The 25,305-nt window shown below is 72.3% G+C and carries 24 protein-coding genes and 1 tRNA gene; 18 read left to right on the top strand and 7 right to left on the bottom strand.

From position 1 onward, the window contains the following. Nucleotides 1-5 precede the first annotated feature (5 nt). A complete protein-coding gene (locus AB0M92_RS03860; protein ID WP_366100474.1) occupies nt 6-620 on the bottom strand; it encodes a 5-formyltetrahydrofolate cyclo-ligase in 615 nt (204 codons plus the stop codon). 96 nt (nt 621-716) lie between these two features. On the opposite strand from AB0M92_RS03860, the gene galU reads away from it, so the two are divergent. The 7 genes from galU (at nt 717) to AB0M92_RS03825 (ending at nt 6,087) form a co-directional block, all read left to right on the top strand. Then, nucleotides 717-1,619: a UTP--glucose-1-phosphate uridylyltransferase GalU gene (gene galU / locus AB0M92_RS03855; RefSeq protein WP_366100473.1), complete on the top strand. Its 903-nt coding sequence runs from the start codon at nt 717-719 to the stop codon at nt 1,617-1,619. Nucleotides 1,620-1,623: 4 nt separating this feature from the next. Continuing rightward, nucleotides 1,624-2,964, top strand: a complete 1,341-nt coding sequence (gene glp, locus AB0M92_RS03850) for a gephyrin-like molybdotransferase Glp (RefSeq protein ID WP_366100472.1) — start codon at nt 1,624-1,626, stop codon at nt 2,962-2,964. 74 nt (nt 2,965-3,038) lie between these two features. Continuing rightward, on the top strand, nt 3,039-3,518 hold the full coding sequence (gene moaC, locus AB0M92_RS03845; RefSeq protein ID WP_030156603.1) for a cyclic pyranopterin monophosphate synthase MoaC: 480 nt from the start codon (nt 3,039-3,041) through the stop codon (nt 3,516-3,518). 119 nt (nt 3,519-3,637) lie between these two features. Continuing rightward, complete coding sequence (locus AB0M92_RS03840) at nt 3,638-4,138, top strand: MogA/MoaB family molybdenum cofactor biosynthesis protein (protein WP_366100797.1); 501 nt, start codon at nt 3,638-3,640, stop codon at nt 4,136-4,138. A 17-nt stretch (nt 4,139-4,155) separates the two neighbouring features. Further along, nucleotides 4,156-4,746, top strand: coding sequence for a GNAT family protein (locus AB0M92_RS03835; protein WP_366100471.1), 591 nt, complete (start codon nt 4,156-4,158; stop codon nt 4,744-4,746). Between the two features lie 154 nt (nt 4,747-4,900). Next, entirely contained in the window at nt 4,901-5,938 is a 1,038-nt protein-coding gene (locus tag AB0M92_RS03830; RefSeq protein ID WP_366100470.1) for a hypothetical protein, read from the top strand. 75 nt (nt 5,939-6,013) lie between these two features. Beyond that, nucleotides 6,014-6,087, top strand: a tRNA-Ala gene (locus AB0M92_RS03825). 186 nt (nt 6,088-6,273) lie between these two features. On the opposite strand, the gene AB0M92_RS03820 is transcribed toward AB0M92_RS03825, so the two are convergent. Then, nucleotides 6,274-6,768, bottom strand: a complete 495-nt coding sequence (locus AB0M92_RS03820; protein ID WP_366100469.1) for a GNAT family N-acetyltransferase — start codon at nt 6,766-6,768, stop codon at nt 6,274-6,276. Between the two features lie 38 nt (nt 6,769-6,806). Here AB0M92_RS03820 and AB0M92_RS03815 point away from each other — a divergent pair, with 38 nt between their 5' ends. Next, the gene (locus AB0M92_RS03815; protein WP_366100468.1) at nt 6,807-7,610 is read left to right on the top strand and encodes an exodeoxyribonuclease III; all 804 of its coding nucleotides are present in this window, start codon (nt 6,807-6,809) and stop codon (nt 7,608-7,610) included. Here AB0M92_RS03815 and AB0M92_RS03810 read toward each other — a convergent pair. After that, nucleotides 7,592-8,272, bottom strand: a complete 681-nt coding sequence (locus AB0M92_RS03810) for a MerR family transcriptional regulator (protein WP_366100467.1) — start codon at nt 8,270-8,272, stop codon at nt 7,592-7,594. The two genes, AB0M92_RS03815 and AB0M92_RS03810, sit on opposite strands and share 19 nt — an antisense overlap. Nucleotides 8,273-8,420: 148 nt before the next feature. Between AB0M92_RS03810 and AB0M92_RS03805 the strand changes: the two genes are divergently transcribed. From AB0M92_RS03805 to AB0M92_RS03790, 4 genes are all read left to right on the top strand, one after another. Then, nucleotides 8,421-9,947 carry an NAD(P)/FAD-dependent oxidoreductase gene (locus tag AB0M92_RS03805; RefSeq protein ID WP_366100796.1) on the top strand — a complete coding sequence of 509 codons (1,527 nt, stop codon included), beginning with the start codon at nt 8,421-8,423 and terminating at the stop codon, nt 9,945-9,947. Continuing rightward, nucleotides 9,944-10,876, top strand: coding sequence for an alpha/beta hydrolase (locus AB0M92_RS03800; RefSeq protein ID WP_366100466.1), 933 nt, complete (start codon nt 9,944-9,946; stop codon nt 10,874-10,876). Before AB0M92_RS03805 ends, AB0M92_RS03800 begins: the two co-directional genes overlap by 4 nt. Beyond that, the gene (locus AB0M92_RS03795) at nt 10,873-11,766 is read left to right on the top strand and encodes an SDR family oxidoreductase (protein ID WP_366100465.1); all 894 of its coding nucleotides are present in this window, start codon (nt 10,873-10,875) and stop codon (nt 11,764-11,766) included. The genes AB0M92_RS03800 and AB0M92_RS03795 overlap by 4 nt, the downstream gene beginning before the upstream one ends. A 76-nt stretch (nt 11,767-11,842) precedes the next feature. Then, complete coding sequence (locus AB0M92_RS03790; RefSeq protein ID WP_366100464.1) at nt 11,843-12,016, top strand: hypothetical protein; 174 nt, start codon at nt 11,843-11,845, stop codon at nt 12,014-12,016. 74 nt (nt 12,017-12,090) lie between these two features. Here AB0M92_RS03790 and AB0M92_RS03785 read toward each other — a convergent pair whose 3' ends face one another. Then, a complete protein-coding gene (locus tag AB0M92_RS03785; RefSeq protein WP_366100463.1) occupies nt 12,091-15,432 on the bottom strand; it encodes a S41 family peptidase in 3,342 nt (1,113 codons plus the stop codon). A 172-nt stretch (nt 15,433-15,604) separates the two neighbouring features. On the opposite strand from AB0M92_RS03785, the gene AB0M92_RS03780 reads away from it, so the two are divergent. Both AB0M92_RS03780 and AB0M92_RS03775 read left to right on the top strand, forming a co-directional pair. After that, nucleotides 15,605-16,195 carry a TetR/AcrR family transcriptional regulator gene (locus tag AB0M92_RS03780; protein ID WP_366100462.1) on the top strand — a complete coding sequence of 197 codons (591 nt, stop codon included), beginning with the start codon at nt 15,605-15,607 and terminating at the stop codon, nt 16,193-16,195. 110 nt (nt 16,196-16,305) lie between these two features. Beyond that, the gene (locus AB0M92_RS03775) at nt 16,306-18,507 is read left to right on the top strand and encodes an MMPL family transporter (RefSeq protein ID WP_366100461.1); all 2,202 of its coding nucleotides are present in this window, start codon (nt 16,306-16,308) and stop codon (nt 18,505-18,507) included. A gap of 100 nt (nt 18,508-18,607) precedes the next feature. On the opposite strand, the gene AB0M92_RS03770 is transcribed toward AB0M92_RS03775, so the two are convergent. Continuing rightward, nucleotides 18,608-19,036: an SsgA family sporulation/cell division regulator gene (locus tag AB0M92_RS03770; protein WP_366100460.1), complete on the bottom strand. Its 429-nt coding sequence runs from the start codon at nt 19,034-19,036 to the stop codon at nt 18,608-18,610. A 181-nt stretch (nt 19,037-19,217) separates the two neighbouring features. Between AB0M92_RS03770 and AB0M92_RS03765 the strand changes: the two genes are divergently transcribed. The 4 genes from AB0M92_RS03765 to AB0M92_RS03750 are packed head-to-tail and all read left to right on the top strand — an operon-like array spanning nt 19,218 to nt 23,048. Then, nucleotides 19,218-20,294 (top strand): energy-coupling factor ABC transporter permease, encoded by a 1,077-nt coding sequence (locus AB0M92_RS03765; RefSeq protein ID WP_366100459.1) that lies wholly within the window; start codon nt 19,218-19,220, stop codon nt 20,292-20,294. Between the two features lies 1 nt (nt 20,295). Beyond that, nucleotides 20,296-21,057, top strand: coding sequence for a cobalt ECF transporter T component CbiQ (cbiQ, locus tag AB0M92_RS03760; protein WP_366100458.1), 762 nt, complete (start codon nt 20,296-20,298; stop codon nt 21,055-21,057). Further along, nucleotides 21,045-21,824, top strand: coding sequence for an ABC transporter ATP-binding protein (locus AB0M92_RS03755; protein WP_366100457.1), 780 nt, complete (start codon nt 21,045-21,047; stop codon nt 21,822-21,824). The genes cbiQ and AB0M92_RS03755 overlap by 13 nt, the downstream gene beginning before the upstream one ends. Before the next feature lie 54 nt (nt 21,825-21,878). Continuing rightward, nucleotides 21,879-23,048: a serine hydrolase domain-containing protein gene (locus tag AB0M92_RS03750; RefSeq protein WP_366100456.1), complete on the top strand. Its 1,170-nt coding sequence runs from the start codon at nt 21,879-21,881 to the stop codon at nt 23,046-23,048. A 99-nt stretch (nt 23,049-23,147) separates the two neighbouring features. On the opposite strand, the gene AB0M92_RS03745 is transcribed toward AB0M92_RS03750, so the two are convergent. Continuing rightward, nucleotides 23,148-24,785 carry a penicillin-binding transpeptidase domain-containing protein gene (locus AB0M92_RS03745; RefSeq protein WP_366100455.1) on the bottom strand — a complete coding sequence of 546 codons (1,638 nt, stop codon included), beginning with the start codon at nt 24,783-24,785 and terminating at the stop codon, nt 23,148-23,150. Between the two features lie 118 nt (nt 24,786-24,903). Further along, nucleotides 24,904-25,110 carry a hypothetical protein gene (locus tag AB0M92_RS03740; protein WP_366100454.1) on the bottom strand — a complete coding sequence of 69 codons (207 nt, stop codon included), beginning with the start codon at nt 25,108-25,110 and terminating at the stop codon, nt 24,904-24,906. Between the last annotated feature and the right edge of the window lie 195 nt (nt 25,111-25,305).

The following is a 25,305-nucleotide window of genomic DNA, read 5'->3' as shown; positions in this document are numbered from 1 at the left end:
GGCCCTCAAGCCGTGAATCTGACCACCCCCGACGGGGTGGCCACCGCCTGAACGGGGTGGTCGTGCGGTTCCTCCGGGACCCGCGCGACCACCTCTTCGTCGTAGAGGAGCACGACCAGCGCGGGATGCGCCCCGGCGCGCGCCAGGCGCGCCAGCACCCGGTCGTACGAGCCCCCGCCGCGCCCCAGGCGCATCCCGCGCCCGTCCACGGCCAGTCCGGGCAGCAGCACCGCGTCGGCGCCGGTGACCGCGTCCGGCCCGAGACGGGTCCCGGCCGGCTCCAGCAGCCGCATCTTCCCGGGGTGCGCGGCCTCGGCCAGGCTGTCCGGGCCCTCGTACGCCGCCCAGTCGAGGTCGTTGTCGGGCAGCAGCACGGGCAGCAGCACCCGCTTCCCGGCGGCGAGCAGGGCGTCCAGCAGATCGCGGGTGCCGGGTTCGGATCCGACGGAGACGTACGCCGCCACCGTGTGGGCATCGGCCAGTTCGGGTAGTTCGAGGGCCGAGCGGGAGAGAGCCAGGGCCGATGCGCGAAGGGACTCGGGGGGCAGGAGGCGGCGGGCGGCGAGCAGTTCTCGGCGCAGTGGAGCCTTTTCGGACGGGTTCGACGGGTTCTCTACCACAGCTGACTCTGATTTCCTTTCAAATCGGTTCATTATCGGATCTACTTACCGGAAACAAGCCCGGAGCGGTCCGCGTGACCCACTATCGTTCTGCCCATGACTCAGTTGCACCCTGTGATCAAGAAGGCCGTGATCCCGGCCGCAGGTCTCGGTACCCGCTTCCTTCCGGCGACGAAGGCGACGCCCAAGGAAATGCTCCCGGTCGTGGACAAGCCGGCCATCCAGTACGTGGTCGAGGAGGCCGTGTCGGCCGGCCTGGACGACGTCCTGATGATCACAGGACGTAACAAGCGCGCCCTCGAAGACCACTTCGACCGCAACTACGAGCTGGAGTCGGCCCTCATCGCCAAGGGCGACGACGACCGCCTCAAGAAGGTCCAGGAGTCCAGCGACCTGGCCACCATGCACTACGTCCGCCAGGGCGACCCGCGCGGCCTCGGCCACGCCGTCCTGTGCGCCGAGCCGCACGTCGGCGACGAGCCCTTCGCCGTCCTGCTCGGCGACGACCTGATCGACCCGCGCGACCCGCTGCTGCGCCAGATGACCGACGTCCACGCCCGCACCGGCGGCACGGTCATCGCCCTCATGGAGGTCGACCCCGCCAACGTCCACCTCTACGGCTGCGCCGCCGTCGAGGCCACGGACGAGGACGACGTCGTCCGGATCACCGGCCTCGTCGAGAAGCCCGACCCGGCTGACGCGCCCAGCAACTACGCGGTCATCGGACGGTACGTCCTCAACCCCGCGATCTTCGACATACTGCGGGAGACCGAGCCGGGCCGCGGCGGGGAGATCCAGCTCACCGACGGCCTGCAGAAGCTGGCCGCCGACGAGACCGTGGGCGGCCCGGTGCACGGCGTGGTCTTCCGGGGCCGCCGCTACGACACCGGGGACCGCGGGGACTACCTGCGGGCCATCGTCCGACTCGCGTGCGAGCGCGAGGACTTGGGCCCGGAGTTCCGCACCTGGCTTCACCGTTACGTCACGGAGGAGATGTAGGACCTTGAGCAGCCGCGCACCGCAGGACACCGGCCGGGCCGCCCAGCGCCTGTGGTCGGTCGACGAGCACCTCGCTGACGTCCTCGCCGCGATCCGGCCGCTGGAGCCCATCGAGCTCCAGCTGCTCGACGCCCAGGGCTGCGTCCTGGTCGAGGACGTCACCGTGCCCGTCGCGCTCCCGCCCTTCGACAACAGCTCCATGGACGGGTACGCCGTCCGCACGGCCGATGTCCAGGGCGCGAGCGAGGAGTTCCCCGCGGTGCTGACGGTGATCGGGGACGTGGCGGCGGGCAGCGCGGAGCTGCCCACCGTCGGCCCCGGCCAGGCCGCCCGCATCATGACCGGCGCCCCGCTGCCCCCCGGCGCGGAAGCCGTCGTACCGGTCGAGTGGACCGACGGCGGTACGGGCGGCGGCGCGGCGGCCGGCATGACCCCGGCCAGCGCGGCCCCCGAGGGCGCGGGCGGCGAGGTACGGGTGCACCGGGCCGCCGAGGCGCGGGCCCACGTCCGCGCGCGCGGCAGCGACGTCCAGGCCGGTGACCTCGCGCTCGCCGCGGGCACGGTCCTCGGCCCGCCGCAGATCGCTCTGCTCGCCGCCATCGGGCGGGGCAGCGTACGGGTGCGCCCGCGCCCGCGCGTGGTCGTGCTGTCCACCGGCAGCGAGCTGGTCCAGCCGGGCGAATCGCTGGCCGCGGGGACGATCTACGATTCGAACAGCTTCGCGCTGGCCGCGGCCGCGCGCGACGCCGGGGCGATCTCCTACCGGGTCGGGGCCGTGGCCGACGACGCCGAGACCCTGCGCTCCACCATCGAGGACCAGCTGATCCGGGCGGACCTGCTGGTCACCACGGGCGGCGTCAGCGTCGGCGCGTACGACGTGGTCAAGGAGGCGCTGACCTCGGTCGGCGCCGCGGACGACGAGGCCGACGGCGGGCGGATGGACTTCCGCAAGCTGGCGATGCAGCCCGGCAAACCGCAGGGCTTCGGCACCGTCGGACCGGACCACACCCCCCTGCTGGCCCTGCCCGGCAACCCGGTGTCCTCGTACGTCTCCTTCGAACTGTTCGTGCGGCCCGCGATCCGCGCGCTCATGGGCCTGGCCGACGTCAGCCGGCCCAGCGTGCGGGCCGTGCTGGAAGCCGACAAGGCGCTGGGCTCCCCGGCCGGGCGCCGCCAGTTCCTGCGCGGCAAGTACGACGCGCAGAAGGGCACGGTCAGCCCGGTCGGCGGATCGGGCTCCCACCTGATCGCGGCGCTGGCCCACGCCGACTCCCTGATGGTCGTACCGGAGGACGTCACCTCGCTGGAGCCGGGGGCCGAGCTCGAAGTGGTCCTGCTCGGCTGAAGTACGGCCGGTGCGGGTAGCGTGTTGCACCACACAGGCCCTTGCGGGGCCCGGAGCGGGAGCGGCACGAACCTATGACCACGCACAGCAGGCTGACGCACATCGACGAGGCCGGCGCGGCCCGGATGGTGGACGTCTCGGAGAAGGACGTCACGACGCGGACGGCACGGGCCAGCGGCCGCGTGCTCGTCTCCGCGCGGGTGATCGAGCTGCTGCGCGGCGAGGGAGTGCCCAAGGGCGACGCCCTCGCCACCGCGCGGATCGCCGGGATCATGGGCGCGAAGAAGACGCCCGACCTGATCCCGCTCTGCCACCCGCTGGCCGTCTCCGGCGTGAAGGTGGACCTGTCGGTCGCCGACGACGCCGTCGAGATCCTCGCCACCGTCAAGACGACCGACCGTACGGGCGTCGAGATGGAGGCGCTGACGGCCGTCGCGGTCGCCGGGCTCACCGTGATCGACATGGTGAAGGCCGTCGACAAGGGGGCCGTCATCACCGACGTCCGGGTGGAGGAGAAGACCGGCGGCAAGTCCGGCGACTGGACGCGCGCGTGAACGCCCCGCGCGGCGGCGACGCCTTCAGCCACCTGCCCGTACCGGCAGACGGGAGCGGGGCGGCGGGCCGGCCGGCCGAACCGGATGCGGCGGCCGCGGGGCACGAGCCCGGGCGCGCCCTGCGCGGCCTCGTGGTCACCGCCTCGAACCGCGCCTCGGCGGGCGTGTACGCCGACCGGGGCGGGCCGCTGCTGGCCGAGGGGCTGGAGGAGCTCGGCTTCGCGGTGGACGGCCCGCGGGTCGTCCCCGACGGGGACCCGGTCGAACAGGCGCTGCGCGAGGGCGTGGCCGCCGGGTACGACGTCATCCTCACCACCGGCGGCACCGGCATCTCGCCGACCGACCGCACCCCGGACGCCACGGCGCGGGTGCTGGACTACGAGGTCCCGGGCATCCCGCAGGCCATCCGCGCCGAGGGCCTGGCCAAGGTGGCGACCGCCGCCCTGTCCCGGGGCCTGGCGGGCGTGGCCGGACACACGCTGATCGTGAACCTGCCGGGCTCGCCGGGCGGGGTGCGCGACGGCCTGGCCGTCCTGGCCCGCATCCTGCCGCACGCGGTGGACCAGATCCGGGGCGGCGACCACCCCAGACCGGCGGAGCCTCACGGGAGCACGAGCTGAACGGACCCACCTGGCCGGTGGTGCTCACCGACGGCGACGTCACGCTCCGGCCGATAAAACTGCGGGACCAGAGTGCCTGGCGCGAGGTCAACCGGCGCAACCGCGACTGGCTCCGGCCGTGGGAGGCGACGATTCCGCCGCCCGCGCCCTGGGGACCGGTGATCCAGCGGCCGACGTACCGCCAGATGGTCCGCCATCTGCGGGCCGAGGCGAACGCGGGGCGGATGCTGCCCTTCGTCATCGAGTACCAGGGGCGGCTGGTCGGCCAGCTGACGGTCGCCGGGATCACCTGGGGCTCGATGTGCGCGGGCCACGTGGGCTATTGGGTGGACCGCGAGGTGGCGGGCCGGGGCGTGATGCCGACGGCGGTCGCGATGGCGGTGGACCACTGCTTCGCCAAGGTCGGGCTGCACCGGATCGAGGTCTGCATCCGCCCCGAGAACGGGCCGAGCCGGCGGGTCGTGGAGAAGCTGGGCTTCCGCGAGGAAGGGCTGCGGCCGCGCTACCTCCACATCGACGGCGCGTGGCGCGACCACCTCGTGTACGCGCTGACGGCGGACGAGGTCCCGGAGGGGCTCCTGCGCCGATGGCACCGGGCACGCGCATAAACGAATAACTGTTCGAATTATCGGGGGGCGGAACCGATTCGCCCATAACCTGATCCGAAGAATCACAAAAAAAGTCCGTGATATCAGCCGGTTCGCGCGACACACCGGCCCAATTGGCGGATCCGTCCGGCCGCGCCCCTCTACGGTGTGAGGTGTGAGCAGCAGCGGCCTCATCTACGCAGTCATTGTCGGGGCCTGGGCCGCCTACTTGGTGCCCATGTGGCTCCGGAGGCAGGACGAGCTGAACGAAGCCCGTCCGACGGAACGCTTCTCCACTGCCATTCGGCTGCTTTCCGGCCGGGCGGGAATGGAGCGTCGTTACGCCAAGGGGCTGCGTGAACGCGGCGACCAGGAGGCCGGTCCCGAGTACCGCGCGGACCCGGACGCCGCGACGGAAACGGTGAATTCCGTGGACGCCGACGCCCGGGCCGTTGCCGTACCCCCGACCAGGGCGGAGCCGAGGTCGGCCGTGGCGGAGCGCCACCGGCGCGAGCAGCGCCTCCAGGTGCTCGCGCGCCGTCGGCGTACCACCGCGCTCCTCTTCCTGATCTTCACGCTCGGCGCGATCGTCGCCGCGGTCGGCGGTCTCGGCTACCTCTGGGCGCCGGCCTTGCCGGCCTTGCTGCTGAGCGCGTACATCGTGCACCTGCGGGTCCAGGAGCGGCGCCGCTACGAGTTCACGATGGACCGGCGGCGCGCCGAGGCCGCCGCCCGGCAGCTGCGCGAGAACCGCCCGCGCCGCCGCGAGCCGGAGGCGGCCGCGGGATCCGAACCGGACCCTGCTCCACCGGTCTCCCCGCAGGAGGCCGGACGGCGCGCGCTGGTCGAGCAGACCGACCACGCCGAGTGGGTGGACCAGCAGCGCGAGCGCGAGCGCGGCCCCGCCCACGGTGACAGCTGGGAGCCGGTCCCGGTCCCGCTGCCGACGTACGTGACGGCCCCGGTCGCCCCGCGCGCCACGGGCCCCGCGAACCCGGACGCCTGGAGCGCGACCCGCTCCAGCACGGCCGAGCCGACGGACCCGCGGCTGCGCGCGCAGCCCTCGCCGGCCGCGAGGCCCGAGCCGAAGCCGGACGCGAAGGCGGACCAGAAGCCGCTCCCGAACGCCCGCGTACGCGGCCAGGGCCGCGGCCGCACACCGCTGTTCGACCAGTACGAAAGCGACGACCGCCCCCGCGCCGCGAACGAGTGAACGGACCTGCGCCGACGCCCCCGGTATCGGTTTTGGAGCACCGGCACGGGGATGCTAATGTTTCACACGTCGCAAGGGCCTGTGGCGCAGTCTGGTAGCGCACCTCGTTCGCATCGAGGGGGTCTGGGGTTCAAATCCCCACAGGTCCACAAACGACAGTTTCCGAGTAGCTCTCGGAAACGTCCCGAGATCCCGTCCGGTCGAAAGACCGGGCGGGATCTCGGCGTTTGAGGAGCTTCCTTCGGGAACGGCGAAGACCGGTCCGGGACGGGCGACCCTTTCGCGGGAGCCCCCGACCACCGCCCGAGGGGGCGGGGGCCGGCCGCCGCCGTGGGTCACGGGGTGAGGGGCTTGGACATGCAGCGGCTGGAGTCGTATGTGCGGTAGTGGCCGAACTTCGTCGTGAGGGTGTAGTCCGAGGAGAAGTAGAGGGCTATCGCCTCCGGCTGCTGGTCTCCCGTTTCCAGGACCATGCGGGTGCGGCCCGCCGCGCGGGCGTCGGCTTCCAGCGCGGCCAGGACGCGGCGGGCCAGGCCCAGTCCGCGGGCCTCGGGGACCACGTACATGCGCTTGAGCTCGGCGTCGCCGTCCGAGTAGCCCTCGTCGTTCCGGTCCTGGCTGCGCCAGCCGCCGCTGGCCAGGGGTGCGCCCGAGGCGTCGTACGCGAGCAGGTACAGGCCGCGCGGCGGGGCGAACATCGCCGGGTCGAGCGGTGTGACATCGCCCTCACCGCCGTAGCGCACCTGGTACTCCAGCTGGACCTGGTCGTTGAGTTTGAGCGCGTCCGGGTGGTCGTAGGGCACGACGCGGAGCTCTATCCCGTGAGACATCGGAACATCGTACGGAACGCTCCCGTTATGGTGCGGGGATGCTCACTGTGACCAGCGTGAATGTGAACGGGATCCGCGCCGCCGCCAAGAAGGGGTTCTCCCCGTGGCTGGCCGGGTCGGACGCCGACGTCGTCTGCCTGCAGGAGGTGCGGGCCGAGGAGGGGCAGATTCCGGACGAGGTCCGCACGCCCGACGGCTGGCACACCGTGTTCGCGCCGGCCGCCGCCAAGGGGCGGGCCGGGGTCGCGCTCTACACGCGGCGCGAGCCCGACGCCGTGCGGGTGGGATTCGGGAGCGAGGAGTTCGACGCGAGCGGGCGCTACATCGAGGCGGACCTCCCGGGCGTCACCGTCGCCAGCCTCTACCTGCCCTCCGGCGAGGCCGGGACCGAGAAGCAGGACGAGAAGTACCGGTTCATGGGGGAGTTCCTCCCCTACCTCGCCGAGCTGAAGGTGCGCTCCGCCGCCGAGGGGCGCGAGGTCGTGGTGTGCGGTGACTGGAACATCTGCCACAACGAGGTGGACCTCAAGAACTGGAAGACCAACCGGAAGAACGCCGGCTTCCTGCCCGAGGAGCGGGAGTGGCTCGGGCAGGTGTACGACACCGCCGGCTACGTGGACGTCGTCAGGAGCCTGCACCCCGACACCGAGGGGCCGTACTCCTGGTGGTCCTACCGCGGGCGGGCCTTCGACAACGACGCCGGCTGGCGCATCGACCTCCAGGTCGCGACGCCGGGTCTGGCCGCCAAGGCCGTGAAGGCCTTCGTCGAGCGGGCCGAGACGCACCCCGAGCGCTGGTCCGACCACGCGCCCGTGACCGCGGTCTACGAACTGGGGTCCTGAGCCGAGGCCAGGAGGCGGTCCATGGCCATCGTGAGCTCCGCCTCCACCACGCTCTTGGCGAGGGGACGCAGGCGAGGCAGGGCGTCCTGCGGCAGGTGGGTGGAGATGAGCTCGGTGAACAGGGCCGCCATGGCGTCCGCGTGCTCGCGGACCCGGCGTCCGGTCTCCAGCACCGCCGCGAGCGGAACGCCCTCGCGGACCAGCTCGGAGGAGACGTCCAGCAGGCGGCGGCTGACGTGCACGATCGCGTCGCCGTCGGTGGCGAGGTAGCCGAGGTCGAGGGAGGCCGCCAGGTTCTCCGGGGTGACCTCGCCCTCGAAGTAGTCGGCGAGGGCCTCCGGGGTCAGCCGTACGGGGGTTTCCTCGGACCAGCCGATGCCGAGCAGTTCGCCGAGCTGGCCGACGTCGCGTCCGTTCTCGAAGGCGGCGGTCAGTTCGGCGATGCCGCCGAGGGTGTGACCGCGCTCCAGCAGGGCGGCGATGGTGCGCAGCCGGGCCAGGTGGTGCTCGTCGTACCAGGCGATCCGGCCCTCGCGGCGCGGTGGCGGGAGCAGCTTGCGCTCGCGGTAGAAGCGCAGGGTGCGGACGGGGATGCCGGCCGCCTCGGCCAGTTCCTCCGTACGGTATTCACGCACTGTCGTCCCCGCTTCCGTGTCTTCCACAGACGCAGCCTATGGCGTACCGACAGTAACTTTCCGGGCGCGACCTCTACCCATGAGTACGGAGCTGCTCTAGTCTCCCGATTGTGCCAGTGATTGCTGGCAGTGTTGCGCTGTGGGGCTGCGGAAGGCGGCGGGCATGAGCGGTGGCATGGGTGGGCGCGAGCACGTACGAGTGGCGGTGATCGGTTCCGGCTTCGGCGGACTGGGCGCGGCCGTACGGCTGCGGCGGGAGGGGATCACGGACTTCGTGATCCTGGAACGGGCCGATTCCGTGGGCGGGACCTGGCGGGACAACAGCTATCCCGGGTGCGCGTGCGACGTCCCGTCCCATCTCTATTCGTTCTCCTTCGCGCCCAATCCCGACTGGCCGCGGACCTTCTCGGGGCAGCCGGCCATCCGCGCGTACCTGGAGCACGTCGCCGACACCTTCGGGCTGCGCCCGCACCTGCGGCTGGACTCCGAGGTTCGCATGATGCGCTGGGACGCCGACCGGCTGAGGTGGGAGATCGAGACCGCGGCCGGTGCACTCACCGCCGACGTCGTGGTCTCCGCCACCGGGCCGCTGTCCGACCCGAAGATGCCCGAGATCCCGGGGCTCGCCGAGTTCCCGGGCAAGGTCTTCCACTCCGCGCGCTGGGACCACGACTACGACCTGCGCGGCAAGCGGGTCGCCATGATCGGCACCGGCGCCTCGGCCATCCAGATCGTGCCGGCCATCGCCCCCGACGTGCGCCGGCTCACGCTGTTCCAGCGGACCCCGCCGTGGGTGATGCCGCGCACCGACCGGGCCATCAGCGGCGCGGAGCGCTGGCTGCACCGTCAGCTGCCGTTCACCCGGGCGGCCCGCCGGGGGCTGTTGTGGGGGATCCGGGAGCTCCAGGTCAGCGCCTTCACCAAGCGGCCCAACCAGCTCGGGCTCATCGAGTCGCTGGCCAAGGCGAACATGGCGCGCTCGATCAAGGACCCGGAGCTGCTGGCCAAGCTGACGCCCTCGTACCGGATCGGCTGCAAGCGGATCCTGCTCTCCAGCGAGTACTACCCGGCGCTGGCCCGGCCCAATGTGGACCTGGTCGCCTCCGGGCTCCAGGAGGTCCGGGGCAACACGCTGGTCGCCGCCGACGGCACGGAGACCGAGGTCGACGCGATCATCTTCGGCACCGGGTTCCACGTCACCGACATGCCGATCGCGGACCGGGTCGTGGGCGCGGAGGGCAGGACCCTCGCCGACCACTGGAAGGACGGGATGCAGTCGCTGCGCGGGGCGACCGCGGCCGGCTTCCCGAACTGGATGACGATCATCGGGCCGAACACGGGGCTCGGTAACAGCTCGATGATCCTGATGATCGAGTCGCAGCTGAACTACATGGCGGACTACCTGCGCCAACTGCACGTGCTCGGCGGGCGGGTCGCGCTCGCGGCCCGGCCCTCGGCGGTGCACCAGTGGAACCGCCAGGTCCAGACCCGCATGGAGCGGACCGTGTGGAACACCGGCGGCTGCACCAGCTGGTACCTGGACGCGCAGGGGCGCAACACGACGGTCTGGCCGGGCACGACCGGCGAGTTCCGCAAGGAGACGCGGAGCGTGGACCTGTCGGAGTACGAGGTCATCCGGCTCCGGGAGGACCGGGCCGAGCGCATCCCCGCCGGCGCCGGGAACGCGGAGGGCGCCGCATGAGCCGGACCGGGTACGTCACCTCCGGGCGGTACGCCCCGCCCGCCGCCCGTCGGGAGCTCGTCGCGGTCTCCGCCGACGGGGCCCGGCTGCACGTGGAGGAACACGGGGACGAGGGCGCGCCGGCCGTGGTCCTGGCCCACGGCTGGACCTGCTCCACCGCGTTCTGGGCCGCGCAGATCCGCGAGCTCGCCCGGGACCACCGGGTCATCGCCTACGACCAGCGCGGACACGGGCGCAGCCCCGCCGCCTCCCGCTACGCCACCGGGGCCCTCGCCGACGACCTCGTCGCCGTCCTCGGGGCCACCCTGGCCCCCGGGGAGAAGGCGGTCGTCGCCGGGCATTCCATGGGCGGCATGACGATCATGGCCGCCGCCGGGCGGCCGGAGTTCGCCGAGCACACCGCCGCCGCGCTGCTGTGCAGCACCGGCAGCGGCCGGCTGGTCGCGGAGTCGCTGGTCGTGCCCCTGCGTCCCGGGCGCGTACGGACGCGTATCACCGGCGCGGTCCTCGGGGCGCGCGCCCCTCTCGGGCCCGTCACGCCGGTCGCTAAAAGAGTGCTGAAGTACGCCACCATGGGGCCCGGGGCCGCGCCCGACAAGGTCGAGGCCTGCGCCCGCATCGTCCACGCCTGCCCCACCGGGGTCCGCCACGCCTGGTCCGAGGTGCTCGCCGGCCTGGACCTGGAGGCGAACCTCGCGGCGCTCACCGTGCCCACCGCCGTCGTCGGCGGCACGAACGACCGGCTCACCCCGATCGTGCACGCCCGGGGGCTGGCCGCCGCGCTGCCCCGCTGCGTGGGGCTGACCGAACTGACCGGCATGGGGCACATGACCCCGATCGAGGCCCCCGAGGCGGTCACCGGCGCCATCCGCGAGCTGACCGTCCACCTGGCGAACGTGACCGACGAACTGAAGGAGAAGACGCCGTGAGCGAGCGCAGGAGTCTGGAAGGCCAGGTCGCCGTCGTCACCGGCGCGGCCCGCGGGGTCGGCGAGCTCCTCGCCCGCAAGCTGTCCGCGCGCGGTGCGAAGGTGGCGCTGGTCGGCCTGGAGCCGGAGGCCCTCAAGGAGGTCTCCGAGCGGCTGCACACCGACAGCGACCACTGGCACGCCGACGTCACCGACCACGAGGCGATGGCCCGCGTCGCGCAGGAGGTCAAGCAGCGCTTCGGCAAGGTCGACCTCGTCGTCGCCAACGCGGGCGTCGCCGCCGGCGGTCCGTTCGCCGACTCCGACCCCGAGGCCTGGCGCCGGGTGGTCGAGGTCAACCTGATCGGCGGGGCGGTCACCGCCCGCGCCTTCCTCCCCGTACTCACCGAGAGCCGCGGCTACTTCCTCCAGATCGCCTCGCTCGCCGCGATCACGCCTGCGCCGATGATGAGCGCGTACTGCGCCTCCAAGTCCGGTGTCGAGGCCTTCGCGCACTGCCTGCGCGCCGAAGTCGGCTACAAGGGCGTCAAGGTGGGCGTCGGCTACCTCTCCTGGACCGACACCGACATGGTGCGCGGGGCCGACCAGGACGAGGTCATGCGGGAGCTGCGCCAACGGCTGCCCTGGCCGTCGAACCGCACGTACCCGCTGGGCCCGGCGGTGGACCGGATCGTGGCCGGCATCGAGCGGCGCTCGCCGCACGTGTACGCGCAGTGGTGGCTGCGCGGCATGCAGGGCGTGCGCGGCTACCTGCCCGGGATCATCGCGACCGTCGGGCAGCGGGAGATGAAGCGCTTCGAGCCCCGGCTGACGAGCGTCTCCAGGGGACTGGTGGGGGCCGGAGGCGCCGCCGACGAGAAGGAACGGACCCCGGGCACGGAGCGTCATTGATCGAAATGCGAGCTTTGTCCGCTCGTGCAAATCTGGTCGCAGCCCGGTCCCCTACACCCCACCAGGAGTGAACAGCATGGGCATCAAGGACCAGTTCCAGGACAAGGCGCAAGAGCTTGAGGACAAGGCCAAGGCGGCCCGGCAGGGTGCGAAGGACGAGGCGCCCCAGCGCGGTGCGCCCGCCTCCGACCAGGCCAAGAAGAAGAAGGAAAAGGTCCACGACGAGCTCGACGACAACTGGGACTTCTGACGCCCGCAGTTCGTGACGGAAGGGGCGCGGCCCGTGCACTGCACAGGCCGCGCCCCTTTTCGTGACCCCGCGGCCTACGGCCTCGGCGGCAGCTTCGGACGCTTCAGGTCGGGGACGTCCGCGTACCCGGGCGGCACCGCGGCCGGCTCCTGCTCCAGCAGCTCCAGCGCCAGGAACACGGCGTCGTCCAGCTGCGCGTGCCGCCCCTCCGCCCAGTCGAGCGGGGTGCGCAGGATCGCCAGGTCCGGCTCCACGCCGTGGTTCTCCACCGACCAGCCGTACTCCGGGAACCAGGCGGCGTTCATCGGCACCGTGATCACCGTGCCGTCGCCCAGGGTGTGCCGGCCGGTCATCCCGACCACCCCGCCCCACGTGCGCTGGCCGACCACCGGACCGAGCCCGAGCAGTTTGAAGGCCGCCGTGATCATGTCCCCGTCCGAGGAGGTCGCCTCGTCGGCCAGCGCCACGATCGGACCGCGGGGCGCGTTGGAGGCGTAACTGACCGGCTGGGCATTGCGCGTCAGGTCCCAGCCGAGGATCGAGCGGGTCAGTTTCTCCACCACCAGCTCGCTGATGTGCCCGCCCGCGTTGCCGCGCACGTCCACGATCAGCGCAGGCCGGGACATCTCCATCCGCAGGTCCCGGTTGAACTGGGCCCAGCCCGAACCGCCCATGTCGGGGATGTGCAGGTAGCCGCACTTGCCGCCGCTGAGCTCGCGGACCACCGCGCGCCGCTTGGACACCCAGTCCTGGTAGCGCAGCGGCCGCTCGTCGATCAGCGGCACGATCGCGACCCGCCGGGCCCGGCCCTCGCCTTCGGCGGGTACGAAGGTCAGCTCGACCGTGGTGCCGCCGGCCGCCGCGAGCAGGGGATGGGGACCGGCCACCGGATCCACCGGTCGCCCGTCGATGTGGGTGAGCACCGCGCCCTCCCGGATGCCGGTGCCGGCGAGCGGGGAGCGGGCCTTGGAGTCCGAGGACTCGCCGGGCAGGATCCGGGCGAGCGTCCAGCCCTCCTCGCGGGGCACGAAGTTGGCGCCGAGCAGCCCGATCGGCCGGTGGTAGTGCGGCGGGCCCTCGTTGCGGCGCGCGGGGGCCACGTACGCGTGCGAGGTGCCGAGCTCGCCGAGCACCTCGCGCAGCAGGTCAGCGAACTCGTCGGGCGAGGCGACCCGTTCGACCAGGGGGCGGTACTGGCGCAGCACCCCGTCCCAGTCGATGTTGCACATGTCCGGCTCCCAGAAGTAGGCGCGGATCAGCCGCCCGGCCTCCTCGAAGGCCTGGCGCCACTCGGCGGCGGGGTCCACCTCGTGCAGGATGCGCCGCAGGTCCAGGTAGACGGTGGAGTCGCCGTCGCCGGACTCGGTCGACGGGACCGCGCGCAGGTCGCCGTCGTCGTTGACGACCAGCCGGGTGCCGTCGCCGCTGACCGCGAACCAGTCCAGCCCGGAGGCCAGTGCGCTCTTGCGCGCCTTGGTGATCTCGAAGTGCTCCAGGGTGGGCTTGCCGCTGGTGTCGGTCGGGTTGGCGAAGGTCTCGCCGAGCGCGCCAGAGATCGGCCAGCGCAGCCACACCAGCCCGCCGCCGCTGACCGGGTACAGGGCCGAGTACTTCGACGCCGTCACCGGGAACGGGGTGACGCGGCTCTCCAGCCCCTCCACCTCCACCATCACCGCGCCCTCGCCCTCGGTGGACTCGCCCTCGCCCGGGTCGAGTCCGCCCGCCGCCGGGCGCCCGTCGGGGGTGAACGCGAACGGCGAGGGGGTCGCCGAGGACAACGGCACCAGGTACGGCCGGCAGCCCAGCGGGAAGGACAGGTCGCCGGTGTGCACGTCGTACACCGGGTCGAAACCGCGCCAGGAGAGGAAGGCCAGGTAGCGGCCGTCGCGGGTGAAGACCGGATTCTCGTCCTCGAAGCGGCCGTTGGTGACGTCGACGATGGAGTGCGGGCCGGGGCCGGAGATCCGGGCCATCTTGATCTGGCGCAGGGAGCGCCCGATGCCCGGGTGCGACCAGGCCAGCCAGGCCCCGTCGGGCGAGAACGCCAGGTCGGTGACGGGCCCGTTGATGGACCGGATCAGCTCGGTGACTCCCCCGGATCCTTCGGCCCGGGAGGTACCCCCACCCCGTTCGGACTCCTCGGTCCCCGCGGCTTCGCCCTCGTCGTCGGACACGTCGATGAGGAGCAGCCGCCCGTCGTTGGAGGCGATCGCGAGCCGCTCCCCGTCCGGATCGGAGAGCAGCTCCAGTACGCGGCCCAGCTCGCCCGAGGCCAGCCGGCGCGGCTCGCGGTCCCCGGAGGCCCGGGGCAGGTAGGCGATCTCGATCGCGTCCTCGCCCTCGGCGTCCGTCACGTACGCGACCTGCCCGCCGCTGCCGAGCATCTCGGGCAGCCGCACCCGTACGCCCGGGGTGTCGGCGATGGTCCGGGCGGGCCCGTCGCGGTGGGTGAGCCAGTACAGGCTGCCGCGGATGACGACGGCGCTGGCCCGGCCGGTGGCGTCGACGGAGAGCGAGTCGACGTGGCTGGCGGCCGGGATCTGGTACGTACGGCGGCCCGCGCGGGGACCGCCGAGGCGGACGTCGAGGCGGCGCGGGACGGCCTCGGGCGCGAGCGAGTCCACGAGCCAGAGGTCCCCGCCGCACTGGTAGACGACGCGGGAGCCGTCGCTGGAGGCGTGCCGGGCGTAGAACTCCTCGTGGTCGGTGTGCCGGCGCAGGTCGGTGCCGTCGGGCAGGCAGGAGTACAGGTTGCCGATGCCCTCGTGGTCGGAGAGGAAGGCGATCCGGCCGCCGACGAACATCGGGGCGTCGAGGTGGCCCTCGACGTGCTCCATCAGCTGTTTGCCGTGCAGCCACAGGCGGCCGGTGGCGCCGCCGCGGTAGCGCTTCCAGGCGGCGGGCTCGTGCGGGGGCTTGCCGGTCAGGAGCAGGGTGCGCCGCTCTCCTCCCGCCTCTTCGTGGACGGCGATGTCCGAGACCGGTCCCCACGGCAGCTTGCCGCCGGGTGAGCCGTCGGTCGGCACGCTGTAGGCCCAGGCGTAATAGGAGAAGGGCTGCCCGTGCGAGGACACGGCGAGGATGTCGCTGCGGCCGTCCTTGTCGGGCGGGGTCCAGCCGCAGACGCGGGTGTCGGTGGCCCCCCAGTAGCTGAGCTGGCGGGCCGGACCGCCGGCCACCGGGGCGAGGTGGATCTCGGGGTCGAGGCTGCGCCAGTTCGTGAAGGCGATGTGGCGGCCGTCGGGGGAGAAGCGCGGGTGGCCGACCCTGGTCCGGTCGACCGTGATCCGCCAGGCCCGGCCGGGGCTCTCGCCCTCGGGGACCAGCGGGGCGACCCAGAGGTCGTCCTCGGTCGCGAAGCACAGCAAATCGTCGTGGAGGTGCGGGAAGCGGAGGTACGCGCCGTCGTGACTCACCCCACAATGCTTTCCGCGCCGAGGGGGGCTGGCAACTCGTACAGGTGATCCATGCCCGCCGTAGGTGACACATGCCACTCCCCAAGCGAAACGGAACGGTTTCGTTTCGCTCGGAGCGGGGGTATCGTCATTGGTGTACGAAACGGTTTCGTTCGGATGGGAGGTGCCGGAGATGCCCGAAGAAGTCTCGTCGCGGCGCAGCCGGATCACCCCCGAGCGGGAAGCCGAGCTCCACGAGGCGGTCCTCGACCTCCTCCGCGAGGTCGGCTACGAGGCGCTGACCATGGACGCGGTCGCCGCCCGCACCAAGTCCAGCAAGGCCACCCTCTACCGCCAGTGGGGGAGCAAGCCCGAGCTGGTCGCCAGAGCCCTGCGGTGCACCCAGCCGACCTCCCTCCGGGAGATCGACACGGGCACGCTGCGCGGCGACTTCCACCGCATGGTCGAGCTCTCCGACAACGCGCAGATGGCGAAGGACACCGCGTTGCTGCGGGGCCTCGCCCATGCCGTCCACACGAGCCCCGAACTGCACCAGGCGCTGCGCAGGCTGCTCATGGAGCCGGAGATCTCCGGACTCGACGAGATCCTGCGACGCGGAGTGGAACGGGGCGAGATCGCCCCGGACTGTCCCGCGATCCGCTTCGTACCGCACATGCTGATCGGCGCCTTCATCGCCTTGCCGCTGATGGAGGACCGATCCGTGGACCAGGCGTTCCTCGCCGACTTCATGGACTCCGTGGTGTTCCCCGCCCTCGGCGTCTGATCGTCCGATCCTTCCTGCTGCTCCTGACACGCCGCTCTCGTCGTCGGGCCGGCTCTCCACGCCCTGATCCGTCCCGGATCCACCACGACCTGAACGGGAGAACCGCCTCCGTGGCTACCTTCCTCTACCGACTCGGCAGGGGCGCCTTCCGGCGCCGTGGCCTCGTCGCGCTCCTGTGGGTGGCGCTGCTGTTCGCTGCCGGCTTCGGCGCGGCGACGGCGTCCGCACCCACCTCCGGATCGTTCTCGATACCCGGCACGGAGGCCCAGAAGGCCTTCGACGTGCTGGACAAGAAGTTCCCGGGCATGGCTGCCGACGGCGCCACCGCCCGGATCGTCGTCAAGGCGCCCGCGGGCTCCTCGGTCAACGACGAGAAGAACAAGACCCAGGTCGAGAAGATCGTCTCCGACCTGAAGGAAGGCCCGGGCAAGGCCCAGGTCGCCTCGGTCGCCGACCCGTACCAGGCGCAGGCGGTGAGCCAGGACGGCTCCACCGCGTACGTGAGCGTCAAGTACACCGTCAGCGGCATGGAGCTGAAGGACGAGGCGCGCGACGCGCTCAAGGAATCCGGCGACGCCGCCAAGGCCGCCGGGCTCACCGTCGAGATCGGCGGCGACGCCCTGATGACGGCCCCCGAGACGGGTTCCGGCGAGATCATCGGCATCCTGATCGCGGCGATCGTCCTCGTCATCACCTTCGGTTCGCTGGTCGCGGCCGGACTGCCGCTGCTGACGGCGATCATCGGCGTGGGCATCGGCGTCTCCTCCATCACCGCGCTCGCCAACGTGCTGGACCTCGGCTCCACCACCTCCACCCTCGCGATGATGATCGGCCTCGCGGTCGGCATCGACTACGCCCTCTTCATCGTCTCCCGCTACCGCGTGGAGCTCGCCGAGGGCCGGGATCGGGACGAGGCCGCGGGCCGGGCCGCCGGAACCGCAGGCTCCGCCGTCGTCTTCGCCGGTCTCACCGTGGTCATCGCCCTCGTGGGCCTGGCCGTCGTCAACATCCCGATGCTGACGAAGATGGGCTTCGCGGCCGCGGGCACCGTGGTCATCGCCGTCCTCGTCGCCCTGACGCTGGTCCCGGCCATCCTGGGCTTCGCGGGCAAGAAGGTCCTGCCGGCGGGCAAGAAGAGCAAGCTGTTCGGCAAGGGCAAGCCGGCCGACGCCGAGCCCAAGGCCAACGGCGGCACCCGCTGGGCCCGGTTCGTCCTGCGCCGCCCGATCATGGTCCTGCTCGTCGGCGTGATCGGCCTCGGCGCCATCGCGATCCCGGCGAGCAAGCTGGAGATGGGCCTGCCGGACGACGGGGCCCAGCCGGTCTCCACCACCCAGCGCAAGGCGTACGACCTGCTGTCCGAGGGCTTCGGGCCGGGCTTCAACGGCCCGCTGATGGTGGTCGTCGACGGTGACAAGAAGCTCGCCGACGAGACGGTCGACCGGATCAAGGGCCTGGAGGGCGTGGCCGCGGTCACCCCGCCGACCCCGAACAAGGACGGCGACGCCTCCGTCATCACGGTCATCCCGAAGGACCGCCCGTCCTCCGTGGAGACCGAGAACCTGGTCCACACGATCCGCGACGGCAGCGGCGACGACGTCCTCGTCACGGGCGCGACCGCGATGAACATCGACTTCTCGCAGAAGATGAACGACGCGCTCCTGCCCTACCTGGCGCTCGTGGTCGGCCTCGCCTTCCTGCTGCTGATGGTGGTCTTCCGCTCCATCCTGGTCCCGCTCAAGGCGGCGCTCGGCTTCCTGCTCTCGGTGGTCGCCGCCCTCGGCGCGGTCGTCGCGGTCTTCCAGTGGGGCTGGCTCGGCTCGCTCTTCGGGGTGGAGCAGACCGGCCCGATCATGTCGATGATGCCGATCTTCATGGTGGGCGTCGTGTTCGGTCTGGCCATGGACTACGAGGTCTTCCTCGTCACCCGCATGCGGGAGGCGTACGTCCACGGCGAGCGCCCGGGCCAGGCCATCGTGACCGGCTTCCAGTACAGCGCGCGGGTGGTCGTGGCGGCCGCCGTCATCATGATCGCGGTGTTCTCGGGCTTCATCGGAGCCAGCGAGCAGATGATCAAGATGATCGGCTTCGGTCTCGCCATCGCCGTCCTCTTCGACGCCTTCGTCGTCCGCATGGCGATCGTGCCGGCGGTGCTCGCCCTGCTCGGCCACAAGGCCTGGTGGCTGCCGCGCTGGCTGGACCGGCTGCTGCCGAACGTGGACGTGGAGGGCGAGAGCCTGCGCAAGCACCTCGAAGGTGCCGGCGGTTCCTCGGAGGGTCCGGACAAGGACCGCGAGCTGGTCAACGCCTGACCCGTCAGTCACTCCCCGCGCAACGGGACCGGCCCCGCACCTGCGATCAGGTGCGGGGCCGGTCCCGCTCCGCGTGCGCGTCCGTTTCCGTCCGGGGCCGTTACGCCTGCCGGGTGACGGCGGCGTTCGTACGGCGCAGGAAGCGGCGCAGCGCGGCGATGTCGAACTGGATCACCGCGACGCCCTCGGGGGAGTGGAACTCGACGACCGCCTGGACGCGGCCGCAGGGCCAGACGCGTACGTCGCCGGTGCCGGTCGGCGCCTGGAGGCCCGCTTCGAGGAGGGCTCGCGGGAAGACCCACTCGTTCTCGGTGCCCTCGGGGGAGAGACCGGCGGGGAAGACGATCCGTACGGCCAGCGGCTCCGCGGGGGCGAAGCGCAGGGCGACCGGGATCTTCCGGTAGAGCGGGTCGTCGCTGATCACGCGGGCGGTGACGCGGTCCTCGACGGCGGCGGTGGCGACGGCGACGGCGGTGGCGACGGCGGTGGCGGTTGCGGCCACGGGGGGATTCTCGGCGGTGGCTGACACGACAAGACTCCTCAAATCGGAACACATGAGTCCGTATTGCCCCCAGCCTCGCACATTCCCACGAATCCGCGCGGAGGTATTTGTGGTGCGGACGCTCTTGCCAACGGTTTGCAATTGGGCATTATTCTTAAGCGGTTAAAGATTTTGTCAGCTCAAAGACCGCAGGAAGCGGAGCAGCCCCATGCATGTGCCCGACGGCTTCATCGACGCCCCCGTCTCCATCGCCGCAGGTGTCGCCGCCGCGGGCGCGGTGGCCGTGAGCCTCCGCGGCGCCCGCCGAGAGCTCGAAGAGCGGGCGGCCCCGCTCGCCGGGCTCGTCGCCGCGTTCATCTTCGCCGTCCAGATGCTGAACTTCCCGGTCGCCGCCGGCACCAGCGGGCACCTGCTGGGCGGGGCGCTCGCCGCGATCCTCGTCGGCCCCTACACGGGTGTGCTCTGCGTGTCCGTGGTGCTGCTCATGCAGGGCGTCCTGTTCGCCGACGGCGGCCTGACCGCCCTCGGGGTCAACGTCATGAACATGGCCGTCGTGACCGTGGTCGTCGCCTACGCCGTCTTCCGCGCCCTGCTGAAGCTCCTGCCCGACACCCGCCGCTCGGTCACCGTCGCCGCCTTCGCCGGAGCGCTCCTCTCGGTGCCCGGCGCGGCCGTCATGTTCACCCTCCTGTACGCCCTCGGCGGGACCACCGACGTCCCCCTCGGCAAGGTGTTCACCGCCATGGTCGGCGTGCACGTGCTGATCGGCATCGGCGAGGCCGTGATCACCGCCGCGACCGTGGGCGCCGTACTGGCCGTGCGGCCGGACCTGGTGCACGGGGCGCGCGGGCTGGCCGCGCCGCTGAAGCTGCGCGTCGGCGGCGAGCTGGTCGACGCCCCGGCTGCGGCCCCGGCGGCGGCCCCGGTCGCCGTCCCCGCCGCCGGGCGGTCCGCGAAGCCGGTGTGGATCACCGGTCTGGTCACCGCTCTCCTCCTCGCCGGGGTCGTCTCCTTCTACGCCTCCACCAGCCCCGACGGCCTGGAGAAGGTCGCCGCCGACAAGGGCATCGACCAGAACGTGAAGGAGCACGCGAGCGCCGGCTCCCCGCTCGCCGACTACAGCGTCAAGGACGTCGGCGACGCCCGTCTCTCCGGCGGCCTCGCCGGTGTCATCGGCGTCGGCGCGACCGTGGTCGTCGGCACCGGGATCTTCTGGACCGTACGGCGCCGGCGCGCGGAGGACCTGACGGCCTCCTCCACCGCCTCCGCGACCTCGGCCGTCTGAGATGGGCGCGGGCCACGCCCACAAGCTCTACCGGCACGGGCACTCACCGATCCACGACCTGCCCCCGCACTGCAAGCTGGCCGCCACCTTCGCCTTCGTCGTGGTCGTCGTCTCCACACCGCGCGAGGCGGTGTGGGCCTTCGGCCTGTACGCCGTCCTCATCGCGGCGGTCGCGGCGGCGGCCCGGATCCCGGCCGGCTTCCTGCTGCGGCGGCTGCTGATCGAGGTCCCGTTCGTGGCGTTCGCCGTGCTCATGCCCTTCGTGGCGCAGGGCGAGCGGGTGGAGGTGCTCGGCATGTCGCTCAGCGTCTCGGGCCTGTGGGGCGCCTGGAACGTCCTGGCCAAGGGCACGCTCGGGGTGGCCGCGTCCGTCCTGCTCGCCTCGACCACCGAGCTGCGGGCGCTGCTGCTCGGGCTCCAGCGCCTCAAGCTGCCGCCGCTGCTGGTGCAGATCGCCTCGTTCATGATCCGGTACGGCGACGTGATCACCGACGAGCTGCGGCGTATGTCCATCGCCCGGCGCTCGCGCGGGTTCGAGGCCGCCGGGATCCGGCACTGGGGGGTGCTGGCCAAGACCGCCGGGGCCCTGTTCATCCGCTCGTACGAGCGCGGCGAGCGGGTACACCTCGCGATGGTCAGCCGCGGCTACGCCGGCTCGATGCCGGTGATCGACGAAGTCGTGGCCACGCGCGCCCAGTGGGCGTACGCGGCCGTACTCCCGGCGGCGGCGCTCGCCGTCTGTCTGATGGGATGGACCCTGTGACCCCCTCCGCGTCTTCTCCCGCTCCCGCCTCCCTTGAGGTCTCCGGCCTCGCGTACGCCTACCCGGACGGGCACCAGGCCCTCTTCGGCGTGGACCTCGCCGTCGGACAGGGCGAGCGGGTGGCCCTGCTCGGTCCGAACGGCGCCGGCAAGACCACGCTGGTGCTGCACCTCAACGGCATCCTCGGCGGCGGGGTCGGCACCGTGACGGTGGCCGGGCTTCCGGTCGAGAAGCGGAACTTCGCCGAGATCCGGCGCCGGGTCGGGATCGTCTTCCAGGACCCGGACGACCAGCTGTTCATGCCGACCGTGCGCGAGGACGTGGCCTTCGGCCCGGCGGCCGCCGGGATGCGGGGCGCGGAACTGGAGACGCGGGTCCGCGAGGCGCTGGAGCAGGTCGGCATGGCGGGCTTCGCGGACCGGCCGCCGCACCACCTGTCGTTCGGGCAGCGCCGCCGGGTCGCGGTGGCGACCGTACTGGCGATGCGGCCGGAGATCCTGGTCCTGGACGAGCCCTCGTCGAACCTGGACCCGGCGTCGCGGCGCGAACTCGCCGACATCCTGCGCTCGCTGGACGTGACGGTGCTGATGGTGACCCACGACCTGCCGTACGCACTGGAGCTGTGTCCGCGGTCGGTGATCCTGAGCGAGGGGGTCATCGCGGCGGACGGGCGCACGCAGGACCTGCTGTGCGACGAGGAGCTGATGCGGGCGCACCGGCTGGAGCTGCCGTTCGGGTTCGACCCGCGTTCGGTGTCGGTGGCCTGATCCCCGGCGGATCCGCCCCGGCATAAGTCCGACCAGGTGATTGTTGGACCGCTCGTGGACATCCAGGGTGAGGTGGCGGCGGGCTTCGAGGCCGTCCGCGACGCTTTCGTACGCAATTTCGAGGTGCTCGGGGACCGGGGCGCGGCGGTGGCCGTGTACCGGGACGGCCGGAAGGTCGTGGACCTGTGGGCGGGCTCAAAGGATGTCGAGGGCGGCGAGGGCGGCGAGCCCTGGGCGGCCGGTACCGCGCAGGTGGTGCGCTCGGCCACCAAGGGCGTCGCCGCCGTGGTCCCGCTGCTGCTGCACCAGCGCGGGCTGCTGGACCTGGACGCGCCGGTGGGGGCGTACTGGCCGCAGTTCAAGGCGGGCGGCAAGGAGCGGGCGCTGGTGCGGGACCTGCTCGCGCACCGGGCCGGGGTGCCGGCCCTGGACGTTCCGCTGACGCCGGGCGAGGCGGTGGACGGGGTCTCGGGAGCGCGCGCGGTCGCCGGGCAGCGGGCCTTCTGGGAACCGGGCTCCGCGCACGGCTACCACGCGCAGACGTACAGCTGGCTGCTGTCGGAGCTGGTGCTGCAGGTGACCGGGGCCTCGCTGGGCCAGTGGCTCGCGCAGGAGGTCACGGGGCCGCGGGGGCTGGAGTTCTGGATCGGCCTGCCGGCGGAGGAGACGGGACGGGTGGGCCGGGTGGGGCCCGTGGAGCCGCCTTCGGGGATGGCGGGCGGCCTCAGGACGCGTCCGCGGAGGAACGTCACGCAGGCGTGGGAAGACCCTTCCTCGCTGACCCGCCGGGCGTTCGCGGCGATCACCCCGCTGCCGGACGAGAACGCCCCGGAGTTCCGCGCGGCCGAACTCCCGGCCTCGGCCGGCATCGGCACGGCGCGGGGCCTGGCGGGCGTGTACGCGGCGCTGCTGGGCGACACGGAGGACGGAGCGGGGCTGTTCACCGCGCAGACGCGCCGGCTGGCGGGTACGGAGCTCTCGTCGGGGCCGGACCGGGTGCTGGTGGTCAACACGCGCTTCGGGCCCGGGTACATGCTGCACAGCCCGGCGTCGCCCCTGCTCTCCGCGGGCTCCTTCGGGCATCCGGGGCGCGGCGGATCGCTCGGCTTCGCGGACCCGGAGGCGGGGGTGGCGTTCGGGTACGTGACGAACGCCCACGCCAAGTCGGTCACGGCCGATCCCCGGGCGCAGGCACTGCTGCGGGCCGTTCGCGGCGCGCTCTGACCTTCCCGGGGGCCGGCCCCCCCCGAGGGCCCTGCCCCCCCGCGGCCCCCGGAGCCGCCGCCGGCGGGGGTCCCGGGGTCCCGGTTGGAGGAGCCGCCCTTACGAGGCGTTCAGGACCGCGGCCACCAGCGGGCCCGCCGCGTCGCCGCCGTGGCCCCCGGCCTCGACCATCGCCGCCGCGGCCACGTCGCCGCTGTAGCCCGTGAACCAGCTGTCCGGGCTGCCGGCGCCGTCGACCTCCGCGGAGCCGGTCTTCGCCCCCTTGTCGGAGCCGCCCACCGAGCTCATCGCCTGGGCCGCCGTGCCGCTGGTCGCCGTCAGCCGCATCATCCGGACCAGCTGCTGCTGGACCGAAGGCTTCATCTGCCGCGCCGCCTGCGCGATCGGCCGCCCGTCGAGCTCCGGCGGGACGAGCAGCGGCTGGTGGAAGACCCCGCTGCGCGCGGTGGCCGTGAACGAGGCGACGTTCAGCGGGTTCATGGTGATCCGGCCCTGCCCGATGTACTCGGCGGCGGCCTCCGCGCCCTTCGCCTCCGGCACCTGGCCGTCCGTCGATCGGATGCCCGTCTTCCAGTTGTCCAGCCCGAGGCCGAAGACCTCCCGGGCCTCCTTCGCCAGTGCCGCGTCGTCGTCGACGTCGTCGATCTGCTTGATGAAGGCGGTGTTGCAGGACTTGGCGAAGCTGGTCGCGAAGTTCCCGCCCGGCAGTTCGAAGTTGTTCAGGTTGTGGAAGCTGCGGCCGCCCCAGGAGGCCTCCTTGGTGCACTCCGCCGGCTTGTCGGCCGCCGCCTTGCCCCGGTCGATCAGCATCGCCGCCGTGACGACCTTCATCGTCGAACCGGGCGCACGCCGCCCCTCCATCGCCGCGTTGAAGCCGTCCTTGCGGTTGTTGGCGACCGCGAGGACGTGCCCGTTGCCCGTCTGGACGGCGACCACCGAGGACTCCGGGTACTTGGCCACGGCCTTCTCGGCCGCCGCCTGCACCTTGGCGTCCAGGTAGGTCTTCAGCGTGCTCGGCTCCCCCTGGACCAGCGTCAGCAGCGTCCGCTTCGGCGCGTCCTGGGCGGCCGGCTCGATCCACAGTTCGGCCCCGGTCTTGCCGCCCGTCTTGCCGCCGTACGTCTGGCGCAGCTGGTCGAGGACCGGCCGCAGCGAGGGGTACTTCTCGGCGCTGAGCTCCTCGCCGTTGCGGTCGACGGCCTTGACCGGCGGGGCCGCGGGTGCGCCCGCGCGCAGCTTCTCGTCCTTCTGCAGCTGCGGGTGGATCACCGAGGGCTGCCAGTCGACGAGCGGCTTCCCGCTGGTCAGCCCGCGTACGACGGTCAGCTTGGACTCGTAGGCGAGGGGCTTGGTGGCGCCCTCGTACGTGACCTCCGCGGCGACGCCGAACGGGATGGTCGTGCCCGTCTGCGCCCCCGGAGTGATCACGGCCTTCGACACGAGCGCCTTGGCCCGGTAGTCGGCCACGGCGCTCTGCGCGGCCTGCACGTTGTTCGTCAGCTCCGCCGCCGCCTGCGCGTCCCCGGCGGCCCAGGCGGCGAGGAAGGCCTTCGCGGTCTGCGCGGCCTCCTTGTCGGTGACGGGCCCGCTGCCCTTCTCGGCGCGGACGGCGGTGTCCGCGTTCTTGCCGTCGGCGTCGTCTCCGTCACCCACGAGCGCGTACACCCCGTACCCGGCTCCGCCCAGCATCGCGAGGAACACCCCGCCGATGATGGCCCCTTTCGCAGCCCCGTTCACTTACTTCCTCCCCAGATCCCCGTTGTTCTCTGAACGTGTTCAAAGAACCTCTGGTGCGGACCTTACTCTGTGCAAACGCAACGCGTACGGCTTGTTACCAGACCGGAACAACGGGCCGTCAGGTGACGGTCAGCCTGCTTCCGTCGGGGAGCACGCACACCGTTCCGCCGTAGGGGATGGTCCGGACCGTTCCGCCCTGGTCCGCGCATTCCCCGGACGTGATCGTCGGGGATGCCGCCGCCTGGGCCACCGCGGCACCGAGGGCACTCGTGCCGGCCAGGGCCGCCGTGGCGAGGGCGAGGCCGAGCAGTCGTCGCATGCGCATGACGCACCACCTCTCCGGCGCCCCCGACCCGGTCGCCCCGTTCAGGACGACCGGTATCCGAAGCCGAGGGCGTCCTCCTACCAGCATGGCCACCAGCCCTCGCTTCCGCGAGCGCCGGCGGCCCCGGGCCGCCGGGAGGCGCCTACACCCAGGTGTCCAGCCACATGCGGCCGCGCCAGGAGTCCATGGGCAGGG

The sequence above is a fragment of the Streptomyces sp. NPDC051582 genome (genome assembly GCF_040681715.1).
GTDB lineage: Bacteria > Actinomycetota > Actinomycetes > Streptomycetales > Streptomycetaceae > Streptomyces.
The sequence above is the reverse complement of the archived record's forward strand: the minus strand, read 5'-3'. Positions and strand labels throughout refer to the sequence as shown.